Below are 25,844 nucleotides of genomic sequence, written 5' to 3' on the forward strand. Positions count from 1 at the left end.
GAGCGAAGCCCACTGAGGCAACAAGCTTAGTTCTGTTCGGAGGGGGTGCAAGGAGGGGGTGTTGCGGGGAGAGGGGCTGCTATGCAGCCCTTCGCGGGCTTGCCCGCTCCCACAGGTTCAGCACAATGCTTGAAATCTGCGATCAACCTGTGGGAGCGGGCGAGTCGGGACGCCGAACCGCCGCGAAGGGGTTTTACTTGGCGGTCAGGTCTGGCGAGGCTTGATCCTGCGACAGGCTATACACATAAGCCGCCAGCAGGTGCACCTTGTCGTTGCCCTGGATCTCGGCCTGCGCCGGCATCTGCCCTTGGCGACCATAACGAATGGTCTGCTGCAATTGGGCAAAGCTCGACCCATAGATGAACGCCTGCGGGTGGGTCAGGTCTGGCGCGCCCATGGCGGGAGTGCCTTTGCCTTCCGGTCCGTGGCAGGCCACGCAGTTGCCGGCGAAGATCTCCTTGCCCTTGGCCGGGTCGGCCTTGGCGCCTTCCGGCAGGGTGCGGCCGTCCATGCTGGTCAGCACGAACGCGGCCACATCGGCCACACCCTGCTCGCCGATCACCTCGGCCCAGGCCGGCATCACACCATGGCGGCCGTTCATGATCGACGCCTTGATGGTTTCCGCTTCACCGCCCCAGCGCCAGTCCTTGTCGGTGAGGTTGGGGAAGCCGAAGGCACCCTTGGCGTCCGAGCCGTGGCACACCGAGCAGTTGGAGGCAAACAGGCGGCCGCCCATTTTCAGCGCTTGCGGATCCTTGGCGACTTCTTCCACGGGCATGGCAGCGTACTTGGCGAAGATCGGGCCGAATTTGGCATCGGCCCTGTCCATTTCCTTCTGCCACTCGTTGGCGCCGGTCCAACCATTTTCATAACCCGGCAAGATGCCTTTCCAGTTGCCCAGGCCCGGGTAGAGGATCAGGTAGCCGACCGAGAACACCAAGGTGCCGACGAACAGCCAGAACCACCACTTGGGCAGCGGGTTGTCGTACTCCTCGATGCCGTCGAAGCTATGGCCCATGGTCTGGTCGGTGGTGTTCTTGCTCTCGCCCTTGCGGGTGGCGAGCAGCAGCCAGGTCAGGCCAATCAGGCTACCGATGGTCAGTACGCTGATGTACGTACTCCAGAAGGTGGTCATTGCCCGTTACTCCTTTTTGCAGCAGGTTCCTGCCCGGCAGGGGGCAGGCGGTCGTCGACGAAGGGCAGCAGGCGCGCTTCGGCGAAATCACGGTCGCGGCGGCGGTTGAATACCCACAGCGAGAGGCCGATGAAGGCGATCATCACCACCAGGGTGCCCAGGCCGCGGATCATGCCGATGTCCAGTTCCATCGCACTCACCTCTTGTTCTTGATCGCGGTGCCGAGCACCTGCAGGTAGGCGACCAGCGCGTCCATCTCGGTCTTGCCCTTGACCGCGTCGCGGGCGCCGGCAATGTCGTCGTCGGAGTACGGCACGCCCAGGGTGCGCAAGGTGCGCATCTTGGTGTCGGTGTGGCTGTTGTCTACCTGCTGGGCGACCAGCCACGGGTACGACGGCATCTTCGACTCCGGTACCACGTTGCGCGGGTTGTACAGGTGCGCGCGGTGCCAGTCGTCCGAGTAGCGGCCACCCACGCGGGCCAGGTCTGGCCCGGTGCGCTTGGAGCCCCACAGGAACGGGTGGTCCCATACGCTTTCGCCGGCTACCGAGTAGTGGCCGTAGCGCTCGGTTTCGGCGCGGAACGGGCGGATCATCTGCGAGTGGCAGCCCACGCAGCCTTCGCGGATGTAGATATCGCGGCCTTCCAGCTGCAGCGCGGTGTAGGGCTTCATGCCTTCCACCGGCTTGTTGGTGACGTCCTGGAAGAACAGCGGGACGATCTGGGTCAGGCCGCCGATGCTGACGGCGAACACCATCAGCAGGGCCATCAGGCCGACGTTTTTCTCGATGACTTCATGTTTCATCAGGCGTTTCTCCTCAAGCCAACTGGGCGTTCGCAGGGGCGACGTCAAGCGCTGGCGAACGCACGGTGCGCCAGGTGTTCCAGGCCATCAGGAACATGCCGCTGAGGAAGATCGCGCCGCCAACGAAGCGCACGACAAAGCCTGGGTGGCTGGCCACCAGGGTTTCCACGAACGAGTAGGTGAGCGTGCCGTCGCTGTTGACCGCGCGCCACATCAGGCCCTGGGCGATGCCGTTGACCCACATCGAGGCGATGTACAGCACGGTACCGATGGTGGCCAGCCAGAAGTGCGCGTTGATCAGGCCGAGGCTGTACATGCGCTCTTTGCCGAACACTTTCGGGATGGTGTGGTACAGCGCACCGATGGAGATCATGGCTACCCAGCCGAGGGCGCCAGCGTGCACGTGGCCGATGGTCCAGTCGGTGTAGTGGGACAGGGCGTTGACCGTCTTGATGGCCATCATCGGGCCTTCGAAGGTGGACATGCCGTAGAACGCCAGGGACACCACCAGGAAGCGCAGGATCGGGTCGCTGCGCAGTTTGTGCCAGGCGCCCGACAGGGTCATCATGCCGTTGATCATGCCGCCCCAGCTCGGTGCCAGCAGGATCAGCGACATCACCATGCCCAGCGATTGCGCCCAGTCGGGCAGCGCGGTGTAGTGCAGGTGGTGCGGGCCGGCCCAGATGTACAGGGTGATCAGTGCCCAGAAGTGCACGATCGACAGGCGATAGGAATACACCGGGCGTTCGGCCTGCTTGGGCACGTAGTAGTACATCATCCCCAGGAAGCCCGCAGTCAGGAAGAAGCCTACCGCGTTGTGGCCGTACCACCACTGCACCATGGCGTCGGTGGCGCCGGCGTACACCGAATACGACTTGGTCAGGCTGACCGGCAGTTCCAGGTTGTTGACGATGTGCAGCAGCGCCACGGTCAGGATGAAGGCCCCGAAGAACCAGTTACCCACGTAGATGTGCTTGGTGTTGCGCTTCATCAGCGTGCCGAAGAACACGATGGCGTAGGCCACCCAGACGATGGTGATCAGGATGTCGATCGGCCATTCCAGTTCGGCGTATTCCTTGGAGCTGGTGTAGCCCAGCGGCAGGCTGATGGCCGCCAGCAGGATCACCAGTTGCCAGCCCCAGAAGGTGAACGCGGCCAGGCCCGGTGCGAACAGGGTGGTCTGGCAGGTGCGTTGCACCGAATAATAGGAGGTGGCGAACAGCGCGCAGCCGCCGAAAGCGAAGATCACCGCATTGGTATGCAGGGGGCGCAGGCGGCCGAAGCTGGTCCAGGGGAGGTCGAAGTTGAGGGAAGGCCAGGCGAGCTGGGCGGCGATGAAGACGCCGAGCCCCATCCCGACGATTCCCCACACCACCGTCATGATGGCGAATTGGCGGACCACCTTGTAGTTATAGGCGGTACTGCTGGTTGTGTTCATGTATGGGTTCCCATCCACGGTTATTTGGCAGGCTTTACAGCGAGGCAAGCATGATTAATGGGCAAAGTGCCGGTATTGACGGGGATCAATGGGCGAAGGTCGGAAATGTCCCAGGCTTGCGCTGCGATCCTCCACAGGCTCAGGGTAAGGATGGCTACAAGGGCTGCCTGATCCTGGCCCACGGCGCAGGTGCGCCGATGGACAGCGGGTTCATGGACGAAATGGCGCAAAGGCTTGCGGTGCTTGGGGTGGCGGTCGTGCGCTTCGAGTTCCCGTACATGGCCGAGCGCAGGGTTACCGGCGGCAAGCGGCCGCCAAACCCGCAGAAGGTGCTACTGGAATGCTGGCGCGAGGTGTACCGGCAGGTGCGACCTTTGGTCGCGGGCAGGTTGGCGGTGGGTGGCAAGTCCATGGGCGGGCGCATGGCCAGCCTGCTGGCCGACGAACTGGGTGCGGATGCGCTGGTGTGCCTGGGCTATCCCTTTTACGCGGTGGGTAAACCTGAGAAGCCGCGCGTGGAGCACCTGGCCGGGTTGAAAACACCGACGTTGATCGTGCAGGGCGAGCGCGATGCGCTAGGTAACCGTGAAGCGGTGGCAGGGTATGCGTTGTCGCCGGCGATCGAGGTGAGCTGGCTAGTGGCGGGGGACCATGACCTGAAGCCGTTGAAGGCTTCGGGGTTCAGCCATGAGCAGCATTTGCAGGCGGCGGCTGAAAAGGTTGCGGCATTCCTGAAGAGTTAGTGCTGGATTCTTCGCGGGCGAGCCCGCGAAGAGGCCGGAACGGGCTACCGCTTAGTCGCGGTACTCGCACAGGTAAGCGGTATCCACTTTCACCTGCAGCTGGAACTTGCTGTCAGCCGGTACATTGAACTTGTCGCCCGCCTTGAAGGTTTCCCAGTTGTCGCTGCCTGGCAGCTTCACGGTCAGCGCACCCGACACCACATGCATGATCTCGCGTTTGGCGGTACCGAACTCGTATTCGCCCGGGGCCATCACGCCGACAGTGGCCGGGCCTTCTTCGCCCGCGAATGCGATCGACTTGACGGTGCCGTTGAAGTACTCGTTGACCTGGAACATGGGCGACTCCTGAACAGGGTGATGAAAAAGGGCTGGCCAGTATGCCCAAGCCCACTGCCTCCGTCATCTGCTTTCAGGGGCCATTGGCGGGGAGCGTCAGCGGCAGCAACCGCGCCGTATTGCGCGCGTCTTCCAGCGCCCTGTGCTGCTGCCCGCAAAAGTGCATGCCAGCCAGTTGCAAGGCCCCGTTCAAACCGGTGGGGCGTTGCAGGTGGCGGGCTTTGGCAAAGCGCTGTTTGAGGTTGATGTGCGGCAGGGTGCGCAGCAGGCTGTCGAGCCCGTGCTGCTGCCATTCCTGGTGCAGTTGCTGGCGGTCGTAGTCGCCCCAGCTGACCCAGGCCTGAAGCTGCCCACGGTGGTGCCCGAGCCAGCGCTCGAAGCTTGCCCACACCTCGTGAAACGGTGCGGCGCCGTCCACGCTGGCCTGGCTGATGTGCGTCAGCTCACGGCAGAACGGGGTAAGCTGCGGACGCCGCCGTGGCCGCACAAAACGCTGGAAGTGGTCAACCTCGCGGCCTTCGCGGGTGACCAGGCTTGCGCCGATTTCAATGATTTCCATCTCTGTGACCGGCCACCCACCATCGTCGGTGGTGGCTTCCAGGTCGATCACCAACCAATGGCCCATACCAGGCTCCCTTGCAGATCCTGCTAGAGCGTAGCCAATGTCGGGGCATACGGCACCCTATGGCATTTTGCCGCCTGCTTTGGCACAAAGACTGGGAACCGGCAGTTGTGCCGCCAAGGGAAAACGCCTAGCTTAGACGGACCCAGGCATGAACCGTGATGAGTGTCCGTCTTGACTCCAGCGCCCGGCCTCAAGGCCCTGTCCTCCCTGATGCTGCTGGCCGTGTACTGGCTGGCGGTGCCGGCATGGGCCGCAGATGCCGTCGAGGTGAAGATCGGCGCTGCGCACTTCCCGCCTTACACGGTGCGCCCCGAACAGGGGGCCGACACCGGCCTGCTGCCGCAATTGGTCGACGCGCTCAACCGCTTGCAACAGGGCTACCACTTTGTCCTGGTGCCCACGTCCATCCAGCGGCGTTTTGGAGACTTCCAGCAGGGCCGCACCGACATGGCCATTTTCGAGAACCCGCAATGGGGCTGGGAGCAGATTGCCCACCAGACCGTGGACATGGGCCTGGAAGATGCCGAAGTGTTCGTCGCCCGCCAGGCCAATGGCCGTGACCCGCATTACTTCGACGACCTGCGCGGCAAACGCCTGGCCTTGTTCAACGGCTACCATTACGCGTTCGCCCGCTTCAACCCCGACCCGGACTACCTGCGCAAGGCGTACAACGCGACCCTGACCTACTCCCATGACAGCAACCTGCTGATGGTGCAGGCCGGCCGCGCCGACATCGCCCTGGTCACACGCTCCTACCTCAGTGACTTCATGGCGCGCAACCCGGCCAGCAAGGCGCAGCTGGTGCCTTCGCAGCGCATTGACCAGGTGTATCACCACTACGCCTTGCTGCGCCCGGGGGCGCCTATCGGCGAGCAGTCGTTCGCCGGCCTGCTGCGAGACCTGCGTGACAGCGGTGAGCTGGCCCGGATCTTCGAGCCTTACCGTATCACCGTCTCGGCCCCGAAAGACTAAATTCACGCGCCACGGCAACGTTCTCAGCAGTGAGCCTTTTCTTCATTTTCGTGAGTCAAGCCCATGCCGTTCGATGCCGCTTCGCAGCCCCCGTCACCGCCACGCTGGCGCCACCTCAGTGCCGAGGAGGGGGGCGGCAGGCTGAGCCTTACCCTTGAAGGCCGACCGCTGATCCAGGTGCGCCTGGAGGCCGGTGCCGCCTTGCATGTTCACCTGGACCGTCTTTGCCCCGAGCGCCCGTACCAGGCCTTGTGGGCTGCCTGCTACTGGTTGCTGTCTCGCGACACGGCCTGCCAGCGCCTGGTCTGGCACTTGCCCGAGCCACAGCCTCAGGCGCTGGCCTGTGGTTTGCTGCGGGTGGGCGAGCAGCCTGGCCAATACCTGTGCGAGCGGGCGTTGTTCTGGCAGTTGCCACAGCCTTGGCTGGGGGAGTCGGTGGCGGCGGTGTACCCGCAGCAGATGCAGATCAGCAACGGCAAGCGCCACCCGCGCCGCGCACCCAAGCCGCGTGGTGAGGTGTACCGGCGCTTCGATGCGCGCCTGGGAAGCTGGGTGTCGTTGCGCACCCTGGAGATCGAGCACGACCTGGAGCGTTTCAACCGCTGGCAGAACAACCCACGGGTAGAGGCGTTCTGGCAGGAGGGCGGTACGCTGGCGCAGCACCGCGAGTACCTGGACAAACTCGAAGCCGACCCGCACACCCTGACGCTGATCGGCTGCTTTGATGATGAGCCGTTTGCCTACTTCGAGGCGTACTGGGCCAAGGAAGACCGCATTGCACCGTTCTACCCGGCCGATGACTACGACCGTGGCATCCACATGCTGGTAGGGGAAGAGAGCCATCGCGGGCCACACAAGGTCGCCAGCTGGCTGTCGGCGCTGGTGCACTACCTGTTCCTGGATGACCCGCGTACCCAGCGGGTGGTGGCCGAGCCCCGCGCCGACAACGGCAAGATGATCGGCTACATGCAGGACCAGTGCTTCCATTGCGACAAGGAGTTCGACTTCCCGCACAAGCGGGCGGCGTTGATGATTCTGGGGCGGGAGCGGTTTTTCGACAGATGTAAGTTGGCTTGAGGGCCATGGGGCCGCTTTGCGGCCCATCGCCGGCAAGCCAGCTCCCACAGGGGTAGCGCATTGCTTGAGGTTGATGCGGTCGAGGTGGGAGCTGGCTTGCCGGCGATGGGCTGCGTAGCAGCCCCAATGGGCGCGATCCTGAAGACTCAGACCTGCCGGTTGGCCGTCTTGCGGCAATGCACCAGTGCATCACGGATCATGAAGTTGACCAGTGTCGGCGACACGCCCAGCTCCTTGGCGATGTCTTTCTGCGGCACGCCGTGCAGGCGGTACATCTCGAAGGCGTAGCGGGTGCGCTGCGGCAGTTCGTTCAGTGCCTCGGCAATGTCGTCCAGCGCAGCGAGGTTGATGTGCGTGGCTTCGGGCGAGGCGTTCTGGATGACCACATTCAGGCCTTCCTCCTCGCTGCCGGAGTATTTCAGCTCCATCGCCTGCTTGCGGTAATGGTCGATCGCCAGGTTGCGCACGATCTGGAACAGGTAGCTGAGCTGCGCCTTGAACGACGATGTGATCTGCGGGGCGGCGCTGAGCCGGAAGAAGGCGTCCTGCACCACATCTTCGGCGCGCGAGCGGCAGCCGGTAATGCGCGCAGCGATCTTGACCAGGATGCTGCGGTTGTCGACGAAGGCCTGCAGTAATGGTGAATCGCACTTACTTGTGGATAGTTGTTCCGCCATGGAAATCACCTTGTCACAGAGGGGAAAGGAGGCACCCAAGGCTGGGAAGCTTCCTACGACGTGCGACAAGCTATTCAGAATGATAATGATTGTCAAATACGAAACGTAATTAGTATCTGTATCTTTCAGTTCTAAGGGCGCGCGTCTCTGTCCCAGGAATAACTGGCCCGAAACAAATGTGGGAGCCGGCTTGCCGGCGATGCGCCGCGCGGGCGGCGCTCGATCTCCCAGGCGCCACACCTCTCAAGACATGACCCGTTAATTTCTGCCCCTGCCCATCCGTTCCCCTGTGTACATCCTTGGTCGCCATTCGCTGCCCGCCCACGTTCGCGCCGCAGCCGGCCCGCCCCAACCAGACACTGGCAGGAACACCCCATGACGGACGCCTTCGAACTCCCGCTCTCGCTGGTCCAGGCCCTGGCGCAACGCGCCGCCCAGACCCCGGACAAGGTCGCCTTGCGCTTTCTGGCCGACGCCCCCGGCGAGCAGGCCGTGCTCAGCTATCGGGACCTCGACCAGCGCGCCCGCACCATCGCCGCCGCCTTGCAGGCCCGTGCCGGCTTCGGCGACCGTGCGGTGCTGTTGTTCCCCAGCGGCCCGGATTACGTGGCAGCGTTCTTCGGCTGCCTGTATGCCGGCGTGATCGCGGTACCAGCGTATCCGCCGGAGTCCGCGCGCCAGCACCACCAGGAGCGTTTGCTGTCGATCATCGATGACGCCGAGCCGCGCCTGTTGCTGACCGTGGCGGCACTGCACGGCACCCTGCAGGGCCTGGAAGCCCTGGCAGCGGACAACGGCCCTGAGCTGCTGGCAGTGGACAGTCTGGACCCGGCGTTGGCCGCGAACTGGCGCGAGCCCGCGCTGAAAGGCGATGACATCGCCTTCCTGCAGTACACCTCCGGCTCCACCGCACTGCCCAAGGGCGTGCAAGTCAGCCATGGCAACCTGGTGGCCAACGAGCAGTTGATTCGCCAAGGCTTCGGCATCGACCTCAACCCCGACGACGTGATCGTCAGCTGGTTGCCGCTGTACCACGACATGGGCCTGATCGGCGGCCTGTTGCAGCCCATCTTCAGCGGAGTGCCCTGTGTGCTGATGTCGCCGGGTTACTTCCTGGCCCGGCCACTGCGCTGGTTGCAGGCCATCAGCGAGTACGGCGGCACCATCAGCGGCGGCCCCGACTTTGCCTACCGCCTGTGCAGCGAGCGGGTCAGCGAGGCCTCGTTGGCCGGGCTCGACCTCAGCCGTTGGCGCGTGGCCTATTCCGGCTCCGAACCGATCCGCCAGGACAGCCTGGCCACCTTCGCCGACAAGTTCCAGGCCTGCGGTTTCGAATCGTCCAGTTTCTTCGCCAGCTACGGCCTGGCCGAAGCCACCCTGTTCGTCAGTGGCAGCCGCCGCGGCCAGGGTATCGCCGCGCTGGAGCTGGACGCCGAAGCCTTCGCCGCCAACCGTGCCCAGCCGGGCCAGGGCAGCGTGCTGATGAGCTGCGGCTACCCGCAACCCGGGCATGCCGTGCGCATCGTCGAGCCGCAGCAGCTGCAGGTACTGGGCGACAACCAGGTGGGTGAAATCTGGGCGGGTGGCCCAAGCATCGCCTTGGGTTACTGGCGCAACCCCGAAGCCAGCGCCCGCACCTTCGTTGAAATGGACGGCCAGACCTGGCTGCGCACCGGCGACCTGGGCTTCATGCGCGAGGGCGAGGTGTTCGTCACCGGGCGCCTGAAAGACATGCTGATCGTGCGTGGGCAGAACCTCTACCCGCAGGACCTGGAGAAAACCCTCGAGCGTGAAGTCGAAGTACTGCGCAAAGGCCGGGTGGCCGTGTTCGCCGTCGAGCATCAGGGCGAGGAGGGCATCGGCGTGGCGGTGGAGATCAGCCGCAACGTGCAAAAGGCAATCAAGCCTCAAGACCTGATCAAGACCCTGCGCCAGGTAATCGCCGATGCCTGCCGCCAGGCCCCGGCCGTGGTCCTGCTACTGAACCCCGGCGCGCTGCCCAAGACCTCCAGTGGCAAGCTGCAGCGCTCGGCCTGCCGCCTGCGCATGGGAGATGGCAGCCTGGACTGCTATGCCCGCTTCCCGGATGTGAGCGAAGCCGTTACGGGCGCGGGTGCGGCCGATGAACTGCAGGCACGCATCGCAGCGGTGTGGCGCGACATCCTCAAGGTCGAGGCGATTGCGGCGGACGACCACTTCCTGCTACTGGGCGGCAACTCCATCGCCGCCACCCAGGCCACCGCCCGACTGGCCGATGAGCTGGGTATCAACCTGAGCCTGCGCACCCTGTTCGAAGCACCGGTGCTGGCCGATTACAGTAGCGCTGTGGCGTCGATCATCGCGCAGGGCGCCGCCGAAACCGCCACTATCGCAACGCTGGAGCGCGGCCAGGCCTTGCCCCAGTCGCTGGCGCAAAACCGCTTGTGGCTGATGTGGCAGTTGGAGCCACAATCGGCAGCCTACAACATTCCGGCCGGCCTGCAGCTGCGTGGCGAGCTGGACGAAAGCGCGCTGGAGGCTGCCTTCCAGGCGCTGGTGGCGCGCCACGAATCCCTGCGCACCGTCTTCAGTGAAGAAGACGGCCAGGCCCTACAGCGCATCCTGGCGCAACAGCCGTTCAGCCTGCGCCGCCTGGACCTCGAAGGCCAGGCCGCCGAGCAGGTCTGCGCCCAGCGTGAAGCCGAAGCCCGCCAGCCGTTCGACCTGACCCAGGGCCCGCTGCTGCGTGTGACCCTGGCCCGCCTGGACGACGAAGACCACCAGCTGTGGGTGACCTTGCACCACATCGTCGCCGACGGCTGGTCGCTGAACATCCTGCTGGATGAATTCGCCAAGCTGTACGCCGCCCGCTGCCAAGGCCTGGAGGCCAACCTGGCGCCGCTGACCCTGGGTTACGCCGACTATGGCACCTGGCAGCGGCAATGGCTGGCCGACGGTGAAGCCGAACGCCAATTGCAGCACTGGAAGGCACAGTTGGGCGATGACCTGCCGGCGCTTGACCTGTGCACCGACCACCCCCGCGCCAGCCAGCGCGAGCACAGTGCTTCACGTTTCAATCTGAAGGTGCCGGCCAAGCTCACCGAAGCACTCAAAGGCCTGGCCCGCGAACAGCAGGCCAGCCTGTTCATGGTCCTGCTGACCGGCTGGCAGGCGCTGCTGCACCGCTACAGCGGCCAGGCCGACATCCGCGTCGGCGTGCCCAACGCCAACCGCCCGCGCCTGGAAACCCAAGGCCTGGTCGGCTTCTTCATCAACACCCAGGTGCTGCGCGCACAGCTCGATGGCCGCCTGCCGTTCACGCAGTTGCTGGCCCAGGTGCGCCAATCCACCCTGGATGCCCAGGCCAACCAGGACTTGCCGTTCGAACAGCTGGTCGAAGCCCTGCCCGACGCACGCGAGCAGGGCCTGTTCCAGGTCATGTTCAACCACCAGCAGCGCGACCTGTCGGCCTTGCGCCGCCTGCCGGGCCTGCTGGCCGAGGAGCTGCCGTGGCACAGCCGCGAAGCCAAGTTCGATTTGCAGCTGCACAGTGAAGAAGACCACCAGGGCCGCCTGAGCCTGGCCTTCGACTATGCCGCCGAGCTGTTCGAAGCCAGCACCGTCAAACGCCTGGCCCATCACTTGCTGGCGCTGCTGGAGCAAGTGAGTGCCGCGCCACAGCGGGCCTTGGGCGAGGTGCAATTGCTGGACGAGGCTGGCCGAGCGCAACTGCTGGGCTGGGGCCAGGCGCCGGCTGCTGCGCCGCAACGGCTGCTGGTCGAGCAGCTTAACGAACAGGCCCGCCAGACCCCGCAGCGCACAGCGCTGGCCTGGGACGGCGGCAGCCTCGACTACGCCGAACTGCACCAGCAGGCCAACCGCCTGGCCCATTACCTGCGTGATAAAGGCGTCGGCCCTGACACCTGCGTAGCGATTGCCATCGAGCGTTCGCCGCAGTTGCTGGTTGGCCTGCTGGCCATCCTCAAGGCTGGCGGCGCCTACGTGCCGCTGGATGTCGATTACCCGGCCGAACGCCTGGCCTACATGCTCACCGACTGCAACGCCGGCCTGTTGCTGAGCCACAGCAGCCTGCTGGGCAAGCTGCCGCAGGTCGACGGCGTCAGCGCCATCGCCCTCGACCAGTTGCACCTGGACAGCTGGCCGAGCCACGCGCCAGGCCTGCACCTGCACGGCGACAACCTGGCCTACGTGATCTACACCTCCGGCTCCACCGGCCAGCCCAAAGGCGTGGGCAACACCCATGCGGCACTGGCCGAACGCTTGCAGTGGATGCAGGTCACCTATGCGCTGAATGACAGCGACGTGCTGATGCAGAAGGCGCCGATCAGCTTCGATGTATCGGTATGGGAATGCTTCTGGCCGCTGGTCACCGGTTGCAAGCTGGTACTGGCCAGCCCCGGCGAGCACCGCGACCCGCAGCGCATCGCTGCGCTGGTACAGGCCCATGGTGTGACCACGCTGCACTTCGTGCCGCCGCTGTTGCAAGTGTTCGTCCAGGAGCCGCAGGTGGCCGCCTGCAACAGCCTGCGCCGCGTGTTCTCGGGCGGCGAAGCGCTGTCTGCCGCCTTGCGCGACCGTGTGCTGCAAGTGCTGCCGCAGGTGCAACTGCACAACCGCTATGGCCCGACCGAAACCGCCATCAACGTCACCCACTGGCACTGCCAGGTGGCGGATGGCGAGCGCTCGCCCATCGGCCGCCCGTTGGGCAATGTGCTGTGCCGCGTGCTGGACGATGAGCTGGAACTGACGGCCCCCGGCGTACCGGGCGAGCTGTACCTCGGTGGCGCAGGCCTGGCCCGTGGCTATCTGGGCCGCCCCGGCCTTACCGCCGAACGCTTCGTGCCCCAGGCCGACGGCAATGGCGAACGCCTGTACCGCAGCGGCGACCGCGCCCGCTGGCAGGTTCAGCTTGAGGCCCTGGAGTACCTCGGTCGCCTCGACCAGCAGGTGAAGGTGCGCGGCTTCCGTGTCGAGCCTGAGGAAGTACAGGCCTGCCTGCTGGCCCAGGCCGGTGTCGATCAGGCACTGGTACTGATTCACAAGGATGCCGTCGGCGCGCAACTGGTTGGCTACTACAGCGGCAGTGCCCCACCCGCCGGGTTGCTGGCGGTGCTGGCTGAACAACTGCCCGCCTATATGGTGCCGGCGCAACTCATCCCGCTGGCACAGATGCCACTGGGCCCCAGCGGCAAAGTCGACCGCAAGGCGCTGCCGGCCCCGGTGTGGCAGCAACGCGAACACGTCGAGCCAAAAACCGAGCTGCAACAGCAGGTCGCTGCCATTTGGCGTGAGGTGCTGAACCTGCCGCGTGTCGGCCTGCAGGACGACTTTTTCGCCCTGGGCGGGCATTCGCTGCTGGCCACCCAGATCGTCTCGCGCAGCCGCCAGGCTTGTGACGTCGAACTGCCGCTCAAGGCCTTGTTCGAAGCCAGCGAGCTGGGCGCGTTCTGTGCCGAGATCGCACGCATCCGCGCTGCCGGCGAGCGCAACCTGCAAGGCGAAATCGCCAGTGTCGACCGCCGCCAGGCTGTTCCGTTGTCGTATTCGCAGCAGCGCATGTGGTTCCTCTGGCAAATGGAGCCGGACAGCCCGGCCTACAACGTCGGCGGCATGGCGCGCCTGCGCGGCACCCTGCATGTAGACGCCTTCGAGCGTGCACTGCAGGCGCTGATCGTGCGCCACGAAACCCTGCGCACCACCTTCCCCAGCATCGACGGTGTGCCGTACCAGTGCGTGGCCGAAGACAGCGGCCTGCAGCTGGACTGGCAAGACTTCAGCACCTTGCCCGCCGATGCCCGCCAGCAACGCCTGCAACAACTGGCCGACGACCAGGCGCATCAGCCGTTCGACCTGGAGCGTGGCCCGCTGCTGCGCGCCTGCCTGGTCAAGGCCGAGGAGCGTGAGCACTTCTTCGTGCTGACCCTGCACCACATCGTCACCGAAGGCTGGGCCATGGACATCTTCGCCCGCGAACTGGGCGAGCTGTACGAGGCCTTTGTCGATGACCGCGAATCGCCGCTGGCGCCGCTGCCGGTGCAATACCTGGACTACAGCGTGTGGCAACGGCAGTGGCTGGAAAGCGGCGAGGGTGCCCGCCAGCTGGATTACTGGAAGGCCCGCCTGGGCGACGAACACCCGGTGCTGGCATTGCCCGCCGACCGCCCGCGCCCGGCCGTGCAGAGCCACCGTGGCGAGCTGTACCGCTTCGAGCTCGACCCGGCACTGGTCGCTCGCGTACATGCCTTCAACAGCCAGCGCGGCCTGACCCTGTTCATGACCATGACCGCCACCCTGGCCGCCTTGCTGCACCGCTACAGTGGCCAGCGAGACCTGCGCATCGGCGCGCCGGTGGCCAACCGTATTCGCCCGGAAAGCGAAGGCCTGATTGGCGCCTTCCTCAACACCCAGGTGCTGCGTTGCGAGCTGGACGGCCAGATGACCGCCAGCGACCTGCTGGAGCAGATGCGCCAGGCCGCCATCGAAGGCCAGTCGCACCAGGACCTGCCGTTCGACCAGTTGGTCGAAGCCTTGCAGCCGCCGCGCAGCAGTGCCTACAACCCGCTGTTCCAGGTGATGTGCAACGTGCAGCGCTGGGCCTTCCAGCAAAGCCGCACGCTGGCCGGCATGCAGGTGGATTACCTGGTCAACGACGCCAGCGCCACCAAGTTCGACCTGTACCTGGAAGTGACCGACCTCGACGGCCGCCTGGGCTGCTGCCTGACCTACAGCCGCGACCTGTTCGAAGAGCCACGCATCGCGCGGATGGCCGAGCACTGGCAACAACTGCTGGTCGGTCTGCTGGACAACCCGCAACAGCGCCTGTGCGAGCTGCCGATGCTGAGCAGCGCCGAGCAGCAGGTGTTGGTGGGCCAGTTGCAGGGTGAGCAGGACTTCGACCTTGACCACACGCTGCATGGCCTGTTCGCCGCCCAGGCGGCCCGCACGCCGCAGGCAGGTGCGCTGACCTTCGCCGGCCAGCACATGACCTACGCCGAACTCGACCAGCAGGCCAACCGCCTGGCCCGCGCCTTGCGTGAGCGAGGTGTTGGTCCGCAGGTACGCGTGGGCCTGGCGCTGGAACGCTCGCTGGAAATGGTCGTCGGCCTGCTGGCCATCCTCAAGGCGGGGGGCGCCTATGTGCCGCTGGACCCAGAGTACCCGCTCGACCGCCTGCGCTACATGATCGAGGACAGCCGCATTGGCTTGCTGATCAGCCAGCGCGAGCTGCTGCAAACCCTGGGCGAGCTGCCCGAAGGCATGGCCCGCTGGAGCCTGGAAGACGATGCCAGCAGCCTGTCGGCCTACAGCGATGCACCGCTGGACAACCTCAGCCTGCCGCAGCACCAGGCCTACCTGATCTACACCTCCGGCTCCACCGGCAAGCCCAAGGGCGTGGTGGTCAGCCACGGCGAATTCGCCATGCATTGCCAGGCGGTGATCGCCGCATTCGGCATGCGCAGCGATGACTGCGAGCTGCATTTCTATTCGATCAACTTCGACGCGGCCAGCGAGCGCCTGTGGGTGCCGCTGCTGTGCGGTGCCCGCGTGGTGCTGCGCGCCCAGGGGCAGTGGGGTGCCGAAGAGATCTGCCAGCTGGTACGTGATCAGCAGGTAAGCATTCTGGGCTTCACCCCCAGCTATGGCAGCCAGTTGGCCCAGTACCTGGGCGGGCAAGGCGAACAACTGCCGGTGCGCCTGGTGATTACCGGTGGCGAAGCACTGACTGGCGAGCACCTGCAGCGTATTCGCCAGGCCTTTGCGCCGCAGCAGTTCTTCAACGCTTATGGCCCGACCGAAACCGTGGTCATGCCGTTGGCCTGCCTGGCGCCAGAAACGCTGCCGGCAGAGCTGGGCAGCGTGCCGATCGGACGCGTCATCGGTAGCCGCACCGCCTACATCCTTGACGAAGATCTGGCCTTGCTGCCACAGGGCGGCATTGGCGAACTGTATGTTGGCGGTGCCGGCCTGGCCCAGGGCTACCACGACCGCCCGGGCCTCAGCGCCGAGCGCTTCGTTGCCGACCCGTTCAGCACTGAAGGCGGGCGCCTGTACCGCACCGGCGACCTGGTGCGCCTGGGCACGGATGGCCTGGTGGAATACGTCGGCCGTGCCGACCAGCAGGTGAAGATTCGCGGCTTCCGCATCGAGTTGGGCGAAATCGAAAGCCGCCTGCAGGCGCATGCCGACGTCGAAGAGGCTGTGGTGCTGGCCCTCGACCTGCCCGGTGGCAAGCAGCTGGTGGGTTACCTGGTGTGCAAGCAGGCCGCTGCCGGTAGCGAGGCGCAAAGCCTGTTGCGCGAAGCAGTAAAGGCTGATGCCCGCCAGCACCTGCCGGACTACATGGTGCCTGCGCACCTGGTGCTGCTAGAAAGCCTGCCGCTGATGGGTAACGGCAAGCTCGACCGCCGTGCCTTGCCGCTGCCCGATCTGGAGCAGGCCCGCCAGCAATACCAAGCCCCCGGCAACGAAGTGGAGGCGCAACTCGCGCAGATCTGGCGCGATGTGCTCAATGTTGCCCAGGTTGGCGTGCAAGACAACTTCTTCGAACTGGGCGGCGACTCGATCCTGTCGATTCAGGTGGTCAGCCGGGCCCGTCAGGCCGGCTTGCAATTCACCCCGCGCGACCTGTTCCAGCACCAGACCATCCAGACCTTGGCAGCGGTGGTTCAGCGCAGCGAAGCTGCCAGCACCATCGAACAGGGCGAGCGCCAGGGCCAGGCCGGCCTGACGCCGATCCAGCACTGGTTCTTCGACAGCGAGGTGCCGCAGCCGCAGCACTGGAACCAGGCGGTGTTGCTGGAAGCGCGTCAGCCGCTGGATGAGGCTGCGCTGGCGCAGGCCTTGGCCGCACTGGTCCAGCACCACGACAGCTTGCGCCTGCGCTTCAGCGAGGCCCGTGGCCGTTGGCAGGCCGAGTACGCCCAGCCAGCCGCCGAGCAACTGCTGTGGACAGCCACCGTCGCCGACTTCGCCGATTGCCAGGCGCTGTACACCGACTTGCAGCGCAGCCTCGACCTGCAACAGGGGCCGCTGCTGCGTGCCTTGCTGGTGTGTGACGGGCAGGGCAGTCAGCGTCTGTTGCTGGCGATTCATCACCTGGTGGTCGATGGCGTGTCCTGGCGGGTACTGCTGGAAGACCTGCAGACGTTGTACCGTGGCCAGCCGCTGCCGGCCAAGACCCACGCCATGGGCGACTGGGCCGCGCGCCTGGCCAGCTACGCGGGCAGCGATTCTCTGCGCGACGAGCTGGGCTGGTGGCAAGGCCAGCTGGGTGGCGTGCGCCGCGAGTTGCCGTGCGATCACCCGCAAGGTGGCAACCTGCACCGCCACGCCCACACCCTGGCCATCGGGCTGGATGTGGAGCAGACCCGGCAACTGCTGCAACAGGCCCCGGCGGCCTACCACACCCAGGTCAACGACCTGCTGCTGACGGCGCTGGCGCGAGCCTTGTGCCGCTGGAGCGGCGATGAGGAAGTGCTGGTGCAGCTTGAAGGCCATGGCCGTGACGGGCTGTTCGAAGACATGGACCTGACCCGCAGCGTCGGCTGGTTTACCAACGCGTATCCGCTCAGCCTGCGCCCACAGCCAGGCGAGGACGACGCGGCGCGGGCCGGCTCGATCAAACGCATCAAGGAACAACTGCGCCAAGTGCCGCACAAAGGCTTGGGCTACGGCGTGCTGCGCTACCTGGCCGACCCGCAAGGGCGCGAGCAGATGGCGGCCTTGCCGCAGGCGCGCATTACCTTCAACTACCTGGGCCAGTTCGACCAGCAGTTCGACAGCGCGGCGCTGTTCCAGCCGCTGGAAGCCCCGGCCGGCTTGGCGCATGACCTCGACGCACCGCTGCCCAACTGGCTGAGCGTCGATGGCCAAGTGTATGGCGGTGCCTTGCAACTGCGCTGGACGTTCAGTGCCGAACGCTACGACGAGCACACCATCGCTGCCTTGGCCGAAGCCTACCGCCAGGAACTGCTGGCGCTGGTCGCCCACTGCCTGGCCGATGGCAACGGCAGCTTCACCCCGTCGGACTTCCCGCTGGCGCATCTGACTCAGGAGCAGATCGACGCGCTGCCTGTACCGGCTGCACAGATCGAAGACGTCTACCCGCTGACGCCGATGCAGGAAGGCATGCTGCTGCACACCCTGCTGGAGCCGGGCACGGGCCTGTACTACATGCAGGACCGCTACCGCATCAACAGCGCCCTGGACCCCGAGCGTTTCGCCCAGGCCTGGCAGGCCGTGGTGGCGCGCCATGAAGCGTTGCGCGCATCGTTCAGCTGGAACAGTGGCGAGGCGATGCTGCAGATCATTCACAAGCCGGGCAACCTGGCGGTGGACTATCAGGACTGGCGCGGCCTCGCGGACGATGCCCAGGAACAGCGCCTGCAAGCCCTGCACAAGCAGGAGCGTGAGGCCGGGTTCGCCCTGCTCAGCGAGGCGCCGTTCCACTTGCGCCTGGTGCGCGTGGCCGACGAGCGCTACTGGTTCATGATGAGCAACCACCACATCCTGATCGATGCCTGGTGCCGCTCGCTGTTGATGAACGACTTCTTCGAGGTGTACCAGGCCCTTGGCGAAGGCCGTCAGGCCAAACTGCCGGTGCCGCCGCGCTACCGCGACTACATCGGCTGGCTGCAACGCCAGGGCCTGGACGATGCACGCGCCTGGTGGCAGGCCAACCTCGCCGGTTTCGAGCGCGCCACTGCCATCCCGAGTGACCGCCCGCTGCGCCATGACCACGCCGGCAGCGGCATGGTGGTGGGTGATTGCTACACCCGCCTTGAAGTCAGTGATGGCGTGCGCCTGCGCGAACTGGCCCAGGCCCACCAGCTCACCGTCAACACCTTCGCCCAGGCGGCCTGGGCCTTGGTGCTGGCGCGTTACAGCGGCGACCGCGATGTGGCCTTTGGCGTGACCGTGGCCGGGCGCCCGGTGAGCATGCCGCAGATGCAGCGCACCGTCGGCCTGTTCATCAACAGCGTTGCCTTGCGCGTGCAGTTGCCGGTAGCCGGTGAGCGCCGCAGTGTGCGCCAGTGGCTGCAAGGCCTGCTGCAAAGCAACATGGAGCTGCGCGAGTACGAATACCTGCCGCTGGTGGCGATTCAGGAGTGCAGCGAGCTGCCCAAAGGCCAGCCGCTGTTCGACAGCCTGTTCGTGTTCGAGAACGCCCCGGTGGAAACCGCCGTGCTCGATCATGCCCAGCACCTGAATGCCAGTTCCGATTCGGGCCGTACCCACACCAACTTCCCGCTGACGGCAGTGTGCTACCCGGGCGACGACCTTGGCCTGCACCTGTCGTTCGACCAGCGCTACTTCGACTTCCCGACCGTCGAGCGCTTGCTGGCCGAGTTCAAGCGCCTGCTGCTGGCGCTGGTGCAAGGCTTCGAGGGTGAGGTAAGTGAACTGCCGCTGCTGGGTGCAGAAGAACAGCGCTTCCTGCTGGAAGACTGCAACCGCACCGACCGCGACTACCCGTTGGAGCACAGTTACATTGCGCTGTTCGAAGCGCAGGTGGCCGCGCACCCGGAACGTACCGTGGCCCGCTGCCTGGAGGCGTCGTACGACTACGCCGGGCTGAACCTGGCGGCCAACCGCCTGGGCCACGCCCTGATCGAGGCTGGTGTGCAGGTGGATCAGCCGGTGGCACTGCTGGCCGAGCGCGGTCTGCCGTTGCTGGGCATGATCGTCGGCAGCTTCAAGGCCGGTGCCGGCTACCTGCCACTGGACCCGGGCCTGCCGGCGGCGCGTCTGCAAAGCATCATCCAGCTCAGCCGTACCCCGGTGCTGGTGTGCAGCGCGGCCTGTGCCGAGCAAGGTCGGCAACTGCTGGGCGAACTGGAGGCTGCGGTACGGCCACGGTTGCTGGTGTGGGAAGACATCCAGGCAAGCCCGGTTGCCAGCCATAACCCTGGCATCCACAGTGGCCCGGACAACCTGGCCTATGTGATCTACACCTCAGGCTCCACCGGCCTGCCAAAAGGGGTGGTGGTGGAGCAGCGCGGGATGCTCAACAACCAGCTGAGCAAGGTACCGTATCTGGCGCTGAGCGAACAGGACGTGATCGCCCAGACTGCCTCGCAGAGCTTCGACATTTCGGTGTGGCAGTTCCTGGCTGCACCATTGTTCGGGGCCAAGGTGGAGATTGTGCCGAACGCCATCGCCCATGACCCGCAGGGCCTGCTGGCACATGTGCAGACGACCGGCATCACCGTGCTGGAAAGCGTGCCATCGCTCATTCAAGGCATGCTGGCCAACGATCACCAGGCCCTCGACGGCCTGCGCTGGATGCTGCCGACCGGCGAAGCCATGCCACCGGAGCTGGCGGCGCAGTGGCTGCAACGCTACCCGCACATCGGCCTGGTCAATGCCTACGGGCCGGCAGAATGCTCCGATGACGTGGCGTTCTTCCGTGTCGATGCTGCGTCGACCCAAGGCAGCTACCTGCCCATCGGCACGCCGACCGACAACAACCGCCTGTACCTGTTCGGCGAAGATCAGGCGCTGGTGCCGCTGGGTGCGGTGGGCGAGCTGTGTGTTGCAGGGACTGGCGTGGGCCGTGGCTATGTCGGCGACCCGGTGCGCACGGCCTTGGCGTTCATTCCTCATCCTTACGGAGCGCCGGGCGAGCGCCTGTACCGCACCGGCGATCTGGCGCGGCAGCGCCCGGACGGTGTGCTGGAATACGTCGGGCGCATTGACCACCAGGTGAAGATCCGCGGTTACCGCATCGAGCTGGGCGAGATCGAAGCGCGCCTGCACGAACAGGCGGAAATCCTCGACGCTGCGGTGGGCGTGCAGGAAGGCGTCAATGGCAAGCACCTGGTCGGTTATCTCGTGGCACACCAGGGTATCGCCGCTGACGCCGGGTTGCTGGAGCAGGTGAAGCAACGCCTGCGTGCCGAGTTGCCGGAATACATGGTGCCGCTGCACTGGGGCTGGTTCGACCACCTGCCGCACAACGCCAATGGCAAGCTCGACCGCAAGGCGTTGCCTGCCATCGACATCGGCGGCCAGCACAGCCAGGCCTATCAGGCGCCGCGCAACGAGCTGGAGGAAGTGTTGGCCGGTATCTGGGCCGATGTGCTCAAGGCCGAGCGGGTGGGGGTGCACGACAACTTCTTCGAGTTGGGCGGGCATTCGCTGCTGGCCACGCAGATCGCCTCGCGGGTGCAGAAAGAATTGCAGTTGAACGTGCCGCTGCGGGCGATGTTCGAGTGCAGCACCGTGGAGGCGCTGGCCGAGTATGTGCAGGGGCTTCAGGGCAGTGCGCTGGATGACGACAAGGTCGACCGGCTCAGTGACCTGATGGCGGAGCTTGAGGGGCTTTAAAGTGATTGGCTAGCCTGCACCGGCCTCTTCGCGGGCATGCCCGCGAAGAGGCCGGTGCAGGCAGCCAAAAACTCAGCGCTTGCCAAGAATCTTCCCAAGTAATTCCTGTCGCGATGCAGTGTTGGCCCTCCTTGTCAGGACGCCCGTGACCACACCCCCGAGTTGATGGGGTACGTATGGGATATACCATTAATGGGCTGATGGACAAAAAGCCATCGCGGTATACCTCCTATTTCTACCAGTTCCTCAATCTCTGCAAGGGGTTCACAGTGGGTAGCAGCGTTCTCTATCCACTCCGGACATCAGGGGTTTCAATCATGATCAGTTCATCGAACAGGGTGTTGGTCTTCTACCAAGGTGATACGCTCATAACGGTGAAGCAGGGTGACCAGCATCGCACCCTTTTTCGCACGCCTGATCTGCCCTTGGCCGAGCAACGAGTCGCTGGCGGTGAGGCATACGGTTTGTTCGCGACAGATGAAAAGGCCTCGGTACTGTCGGTGCAGGAAACTGACACAGGGGAACATCACGCATACTCAGCTTACGGTCACGACCCGAAGCTACCGTCATCACTCACATTACTTGGTTTCAATGGCGAAGCTTTCTCTCTCGTTCCGGGTGGCTATGCGCTAGGCAACGGCTATCGATCATTCAACCCCGCCATGATGCGATTCATCTCGCCTGACAGGTTGAGCCCGTTTGGAAAGGGGGGGAGAAATGCATACTGCTATTGCAGTTGCGATCCCGTCAACCACGTCGACCCCAGCGGCCGGATGAAACGCACGCTACGTCCTTCCGCTCAGATGCCGCAATCGGCCACTTCCATCACTTCCATACATGAACCCGACATATTCTCCACAATCATCAGACATCTAGACCTGGAAAGCGCTCGCGCATTATCAATAGCCAATAAACACCTTTACCGTATGACCAGGCCAGCCTTCCAAAAGATCGAGCGTTCGCTGAGTCATCCTGAGCAACTACTCGATGCCGCACTTAAGGGTACCGTCGGCCCCGCCCTTGGCCACTCCAATGAGCTTTTGGTGAAACGACCCGATATAAAGCTCCCTCCCCAATCACGTCCTGATGGTGCGAGGGACCAACTTATCCGTGATATCGAGGCCAGCAGAAAATTCCGGGCGGCTCAGCGAACCAGATCAGCTTCGTTCGACACATCATCGGAGTCGGACTCCGATGATGAACTTCGTCGCATTACCGACGGAGTACGCAAAGCACTGAACGGCCCACGGTTGTAGGAATATTCGCGAATTTCTTCGGTAGACCTGCATCGATGAGCCTGTGGTTGAGGGTTTACCCGCGAAGCGGCCCGAACAGATGGGACAATTGCCCCGGCGATCTAACATTCAGCGCTTGCCAAGAATCTTCCCAAGCAACTCCGGTCGCGGCGCGCCTTGCTGGCTCTGCAGGTTGCCCTGTTCATCCTGATAGAAAATCGCCGGCGTCGCCTGCAACCCCATCTCTTCCATCAACGCCATGTTCGCCGCCAGCTTCTGCTGCACGGCCTCCGGCACCTGCTCCAGTGCCTTCAACGTGCTGGCCTTGCCGGCTTTTTCATGCTCCTGCAATGCCTTGGCCGGGTCTTTCGCCGCCAGCAGGGCTGCCGACTTGCCCGGGCTGTCCTTGCGGATGATGCCGACCATGATATGGCGCAACTGCACCTTGCCCGACTCCACCCATGGCCGTGCCTGTTCCCAGAACATATTGCAGTACGGGCAGTTCGGGTCGCTGAACAGGTAAACCTTGCGTGGCGCATCGGCCTTGCCATCGGCAATCCACGCGGTTTTCTCCATCTTCGCCCAGATTTCCTTGCTCATCGGCGCATACACCAGCCTTTCCAGCGGCTCGGCGCTCAGGTCCTTGCCTTGTTCGTCGAACAGGCTGCCGACCAGCACATGCTTGCCGTCGGGGGTGAGGTACAGGGCCAGGGCGTTGTTCTGGTACTCGGCGGCGTAACCACGCAGGCCGTTGGGCGCATCGAAGCTGCCTTTGATCACGGCGCCCTTGGCTTGCAGTTGCTGAACGGCCTTGGGCAGCTCTTCGGCCTGCAAGGCGGGGGCGGCCAGCAGGGCCAGGGACAGGGGCAGCAGGGCAGTCAGTCGCATGTCAGTTTCCTTGTGCGGCAGGGGCGGGCGCGGTGGCCCGGTCGAAAGGCTCCAGGGCGTGGCGCAGGCTGGCCCGGGACAGTTCGCCCAGGTGGCTGCCAACCAGCCGCCCGTCGGCGTCGTAGAACAGGGTGGTGGGCAGGGCCATGGAACCGACGCGCTGGGCCAGCAGGCCGGTGCCGTCGAACAGCACGTGGGTCAGGCTCAGGCCGGTGGTGGCAAGGAAGGTGCTGACGTTTTCCGGGGTCTCGCCCTGGTTGACGAACAGGAAGGTCACGTGCGGATAGTCGCTTTGCGCCTGTTGCAGCACCGGCATTTCCCGGCGGCAGGGCGGGCACCAGGTGGCCCAGATGTTGATCACCAGCGGCTTGCCACGGTAGCTGTGCAAGGCGACGGATTGGCCGCCAGCGTTGCGCAGGCTCAGTTCCGGCAGCTCGGTGCCTTTGCTGTACAGGTGCCCGCCCAGGCTGGCCAGGCCCCAGAACAACGCACCACTGAACAGCGCCCAACCCAGCGGGCGACGCAGGCCCGGTTGGCGCCAGCCCTGCCACAGGGCTGCGAGGACGATACCGGCCAGGCCCGACCAGAACAGGAAGCCGCCGTCGCGAATGTCGATGATCTGCAACGGCTCATCGCGGTACATCGGCCAGTAGGCCAGCACGAAGCCTGCGCGGGCAGCCAGCACACCGATCAGGAACAGGTTGAACAGTGCCGACTCCGGGCTTTCGCCGCCACGCCGGGCGACGAACCAGCCGACCACGCTGGCGACCCCCAGGGCGGCGAGCATCAGCAGGTGGTTGAGGGCCATGGTCAGTGGCCCGAGGGTTACGGTCAGCATCAGCCTTGGCTCCTGGTCTGGGCCCAGTGCTGCTGGAACGTGGTGGCGTCCACTTCACCCGTGATGCGCCGCGCGCGGCGTTCGTCGCCTTCCGGGCCGATCCAGATGATGCTGGGCGGGCCGGGTACCTGGTAGCGCTGCAGCAAGGCTTTGCTGGCCGGGGTGTCGGCGGTCACGTCCAGGCGCAACAGGTGCACGCCGGCCAGGCCGGCCTGCACGTCGCTGCGGGCGAACACCTGCTTTTCCATGACCTTGCACGACACGCACCAGTCGGCGTAGTAGTCGAGCATCACCCACTGGCCACGGGCCTTGGCCGCATCCAGTTCACGTTGCAGGTCTTCAGGGCGGCTCACCGTCACGAAACGGTCTTCGGCCTGCTGGGCGGCGGCCGGCGTGGCGCCCCCAGCGAACGGGCGCAGGGGTTGCCAGAGGTCGTCGCCACCGGCTGCTGCGCCGACCAGCAACAGGCCGCCCCACAGGGCGCCCAGCAGTGGCACGGCGCGCAATGCTGGCTGGCGCTGCAAGGCCGGCCAGCTGGCCCAGGCCAGGGCGATCAGCCAGGCGCCACTCAGCGCCAGCAGCAGCGTGGCGGGCAGCAGGCTGCGCAGGGTGTACAGCGCCATGGCCAGGAACACGAAGCCGAACACGCCCTTGACCCGCTCCATCCAGGCGCCCGGACGAGGCAGGTAGCGGTTGCCCAGGGTCACCAGCAACAGCAGCGGTACGCCCATGCCCAGGCCAAGGCTGAACAGCACCAGCGCGCCTTGCAACACGTCGCCGCTTTGGGCGATGTACAGCAGCGCCCCGGCCAGTGGCGCGGTCATGCACGGGCCAAGCAGCAGGCCGGACAACGCCCCCAGCAGTGCCGCACCATACAGGTTGCCGCCACGGGCGCCTTGCCCGGCGCGGTCCAGGCGGTCCCGCAGGGCGGCGGGCAGTTGCAGTTCGAAGGCGCCGAACATCGGCAGGGCCAGCAGCACGAACAGCCCCGCCAGGCTGCCCAGCAGCCAGGGTTGCTGCAGCCAAGCTTGCAGGCTGGCCCCCAGCAGCGCGGCGACCACGCCCAGGGCGGCGTACACCAGCGCCATGCTTAGCACATACACCCCGGCCAGCAGCCAGCCGCGCCGGGCGCTGGCGCCGTTGCCCAGCACCAGCCCGGCAAGAATCGGCAGCATGGGCAGCGAGCAGGGGGTAAAGGCCAGCAGCAGGCCAAGGCCGAAGAACGCCAGCAGGCTCCAGGCCAGGTGGCCCTGTTGCAGGCCGCTGGCCAGCGCCTGGTCGCCGGCTTGCTCGGCGGCAGGCGCCACACTGCCACCCAGGTCGATTTGCGTGGTTTGCGGCGGGTAGCACAGGCCGGCGTCGGCACAGCCCTGCCAGCCCAGGCGCAATTGCCCCTGGGCATTGGCGGGCAGCAGCAGCTCAAGCTGGTCGCGGTACACCGCGCTGTCACCAAAGAACTCGTCATGGTGGTTGAGCGCCGGCGGCAGCTGCGGGTGCTGATCGGCGGGCAGGCCGTCGAACTTCAGGCGCTTCTGGTACAGGTAGTAGCCCGGCTTGATCTGGAAGTACAGGCGCATCTGGCCGTCGGCCTGGCGGTCGTGGGTGAGCACGAAGGCCTGGTTGACCGGTAGAAAGTCAGGTTTGACGTCGAACGGGTTGGCCTGCAAGGGGCCGGCCAGCAACAGTGTCAGGAAGAGCAGGAAAACGCGCATGTCTTCGCCTTGGCAGATCCAGGAATGGGGCCAT

Annotated in this window: 15 protein-coding genes; 5 read left to right on the plus strand and 10 right to left on the minus strand. The window is 65.2% G+C overall.

The window, feature by feature from the left end; genetic code table 11:
• Positions 1–193 precede the first annotated feature (193 nt).
• From ccoP to ccoN, 4 genes are read right to left on the minus strand one after another with little or no spacing between them, the layout of a single operon-like run.
• Positions 194–1,135: a cytochrome-c oxidase, cbb3-type subunit III gene (gene ccoP, locus A0O30_RS08435; protein ID WP_105946167.1), complete on the minus strand. Its 942-nt coding sequence runs from the start codon at positions 1,133–1,135 to the stop codon at positions 194–196.
• Entirely contained in the window at positions 1,132–1,326 is a 195-nt protein-coding gene (locus A0O30_RS08440) for a cbb3-type cytochrome c oxidase subunit 3 (RefSeq protein ID WP_016711696.1), read from the minus strand. Before A0O30_RS08440 ends, ccoP begins: the two co-directional genes overlap by 4 nt.
• Before the next feature lie 5 nt (positions 1,327–1,331).
• The gene (ccoO, locus tag A0O30_RS08445) at positions 1,332–1,940 is read right to left on the minus strand and encodes a cytochrome-c oxidase, cbb3-type subunit II (RefSeq protein WP_060501205.1); all 609 of its coding nucleotides are present in this window, start codon (positions 1,938–1,940) and stop codon (positions 1,332–1,334) included.
• A 13-nt stretch (positions 1,941–1,953) separates the two neighbouring features.
• Entirely contained in the window at positions 1,954–3,378 is a 1,425-nt protein-coding gene (gene ccoN / locus A0O30_RS08450) for a cytochrome-c oxidase, cbb3-type subunit I (RefSeq protein WP_016488335.1), read from the minus strand.
• 50 nt (positions 3,379–3,428) lie between these two features.
• On the opposite strand from ccoN, the gene A0O30_RS08455 reads away from it, so the two are divergent.
• The gene (locus tag A0O30_RS08455) at positions 3,429–4,121 is read left to right on the plus strand and encodes an alpha/beta family hydrolase (protein ID WP_105946168.1); all 693 of its coding nucleotides are present in this window, start codon (positions 3,429–3,431) and stop codon (positions 4,119–4,121) included.
• 51 nt (positions 4,122–4,172) lie between these two features.
• Here A0O30_RS08455 and A0O30_RS08460 read toward each other — a convergent pair whose 3' ends face one another.
• Positions 4,173–4,457 carry a pyrimidine/purine nucleoside phosphorylase gene (locus A0O30_RS08460; RefSeq protein WP_003259920.1) on the minus strand — a complete coding sequence of 95 codons (285 nt, stop codon included), beginning with the start codon at positions 4,455–4,457 and terminating at the stop codon, positions 4,173–4,175.
• Between the two features lie 73 nt (positions 4,458–4,530).
• Positions 4,531–5,082, minus strand: coding sequence for an exonuclease domain-containing protein (locus tag A0O30_RS08465; protein WP_060501198.1), 552 nt, complete (start codon positions 5,080–5,082; stop codon positions 4,531–4,533).
• 171 nt (positions 5,083–5,253) lie between these two features.
• On the opposite strand from A0O30_RS08465, the gene A0O30_RS08470 reads away from it, so the two are divergent.
• Complete coding sequence (locus tag A0O30_RS08470; protein ID WP_105946169.1) at positions 5,254–6,054, plus strand: ABC transporter substrate-binding protein; 801 nt, start codon at positions 5,254–5,256, stop codon at positions 6,052–6,054.
• A 63-nt stretch (positions 6,055–6,117) separates the two neighbouring features.
• On the plus strand, positions 6,118–7,131 hold the full coding sequence (locus A0O30_RS08475) for a GNAT family N-acetyltransferase (protein ID WP_105946170.1): 1,014 nt from the start codon (positions 6,118–6,120) through the stop codon (positions 7,129–7,131).
• 146 nt (positions 7,132–7,277) lie between these two features.
• Here A0O30_RS08475 and A0O30_RS08480 read toward each other — a convergent pair whose 3' ends face one another.
• Positions 7,278–7,808, minus strand: coding sequence for an RNA polymerase factor sigma-70 (locus A0O30_RS08480; protein ID WP_033699331.1), 531 nt, complete (start codon positions 7,806–7,808; stop codon positions 7,278–7,280).
• A gap of 375 nt (positions 7,809–8,183) precedes the next feature.
• On the opposite strand from A0O30_RS08480, the gene A0O30_RS08485 reads away from it, so the two are divergent.
• Together A0O30_RS08485 and A0O30_RS08490 are read left to right on the plus strand one after the other, a co-directional pair.
• The gene (locus A0O30_RS08485) at positions 8,184–21,137 is read left to right on the plus strand and encodes a non-ribosomal peptide synthetase (RefSeq protein ID WP_105946171.1); all 12,954 of its coding nucleotides are present in this window, start codon (positions 8,184–8,186) and stop codon (positions 21,135–21,137) included.
• A gap of 317 nt (positions 21,138–21,454) precedes the next feature.
• Positions 21,455–22,393: an RHS repeat-associated core domain-containing protein gene (locus A0O30_RS08490; protein WP_105946183.1), complete on the plus strand. Its 939-nt coding sequence runs from the start codon at positions 21,455–21,457 to the stop codon at positions 22,391–22,393.
• A gap of 108 nt (positions 22,394–22,501) precedes the next feature.
• Here A0O30_RS08490 and dsbG read toward each other — a convergent pair whose 3' ends face one another.
• From dsbG to dsbD, 3 genes are read right to left on the minus strand one after another with little or no spacing between them, the layout of a single operon-like run.
• Complete coding sequence (gene dsbG / locus A0O30_RS08495; protein WP_105946172.1) at positions 22,502–23,260, minus strand: thiol:disulfide interchange protein DsbG; 759 nt, start codon at positions 23,258–23,260, stop codon at positions 22,502–22,504.
• Position 23,261: 1 nt separating this feature from the next.
• Positions 23,262–24,098 (minus strand): TlpA disulfide reductase family protein, encoded by an 837-nt coding sequence (locus tag A0O30_RS08500; protein WP_105946173.1) that lies wholly within the window; start codon positions 24,096–24,098, stop codon positions 23,262–23,264.
• Entirely contained in the window at positions 24,098–25,810 is a 1,713-nt protein-coding gene (gene dsbD, locus A0O30_RS08505; RefSeq protein WP_105946174.1) for a protein-disulfide reductase DsbD, read from the minus strand. Before dsbD ends, A0O30_RS08500 begins: the two co-directional genes overlap by 1 nt.
• Positions 25,811–25,844 lie beyond the last annotated feature (34 nt).

The organism is Pseudomonas sp. LLC-1 (assembly GCF_002992185.1).
GTDB classification, from domain to species: Bacteria; Pseudomonadota; Gammaproteobacteria; order Pseudomonadales; family Pseudomonadaceae; genus Aquipseudomonas; species Aquipseudomonas monteilii.

Bases quoted from the DNA above. Each gene is read 5' to 3' on its own strand.
- ccoP (WP_105946167.1), bottom strand. From the start codon at position 1,135: ATGACCACCTTCTGGAGTACGTACATCAGCGTACTGACCATCGGTAGC.
- A0O30_RS08440 (WP_016711696.1), bottom strand. From the start codon at position 1,326: ATGGAACTGGACATCGGCATGATCCGCGGCCTGGGCACCCTGGTGGTG.
- ccoO (WP_060501205.1), bottom strand. From the start codon at position 1,940: ATGAAACATGAAGTCATCGAGAAAAACGTCGGCCTGATGGCCCTGCTG.
- ccoN (WP_016488335.1), bottom strand. From the start codon at position 3,378: ATGAACACAACCAGCAGTACCGCCTATAACTACAAGGTGGTCCGCCAA.
- A0O30_RS08455 (WP_105946168.1), top strand. From the start codon at position 3,429: ATGATTAATGGGCAAAGTGCCGGTATTGACGGGGATCAATGGGCGAAG.
- A0O30_RS08460 (WP_003259920.1), bottom strand. From the start codon at position 4,457: ATGTTCCAGGTCAACGAGTACTTCAACGGCACCGTCAAGTCGATCGCA.
- A0O30_RS08465 (WP_060501198.1), bottom strand. From the start codon at position 5,082: ATGGGCCATTGGTTGGTGATCGACCTGGAAGCCACCACCGACGATGGT.
- A0O30_RS08475 (WP_105946170.1), top strand. From the start codon at position 6,118: ATGCCGTTCGATGCCGCTTCGCAGCCCCCGTCACCGCCACGCTGGCGC.
- A0O30_RS08480 (WP_033699331.1), bottom strand. From the start codon at position 7,808: ATGGCGGAACAACTATCCACAAGTAAGTGCGATTCACCATTACTGCAG.
- A0O30_RS08485 (WP_105946171.1), top strand. From the start codon at position 8,184: ATGACGGACGCCTTCGAACTCCCGCTCTCGCTGGTCCAGGCCCTGGCG.
- A0O30_RS08490 (WP_105946183.1), top strand. From the start codon at position 21,455: ATGATCAGTTCATCGAACAGGGTGTTGGTCTTCTACCAAGGTGATACG.
- dsbG (WP_105946172.1), bottom strand. From the start codon at position 23,260: ATGCGACTGACTGCCCTGCTGCCCCTGTCCCTGGCCCTGCTGGCCGCC.
- A0O30_RS08500 (WP_105946173.1), bottom strand. From the start codon at position 24,098: ATGCTGACCGTAACCCTCGGGCCACTGACCATGGCCCTCAACCACCTG.
- dsbD (WP_105946174.1), bottom strand. From the start codon at position 25,810: ATGCGCGTTTTCCTGCTCTTCCTGACACTGTTGCTGGCCGGCCCCTTG.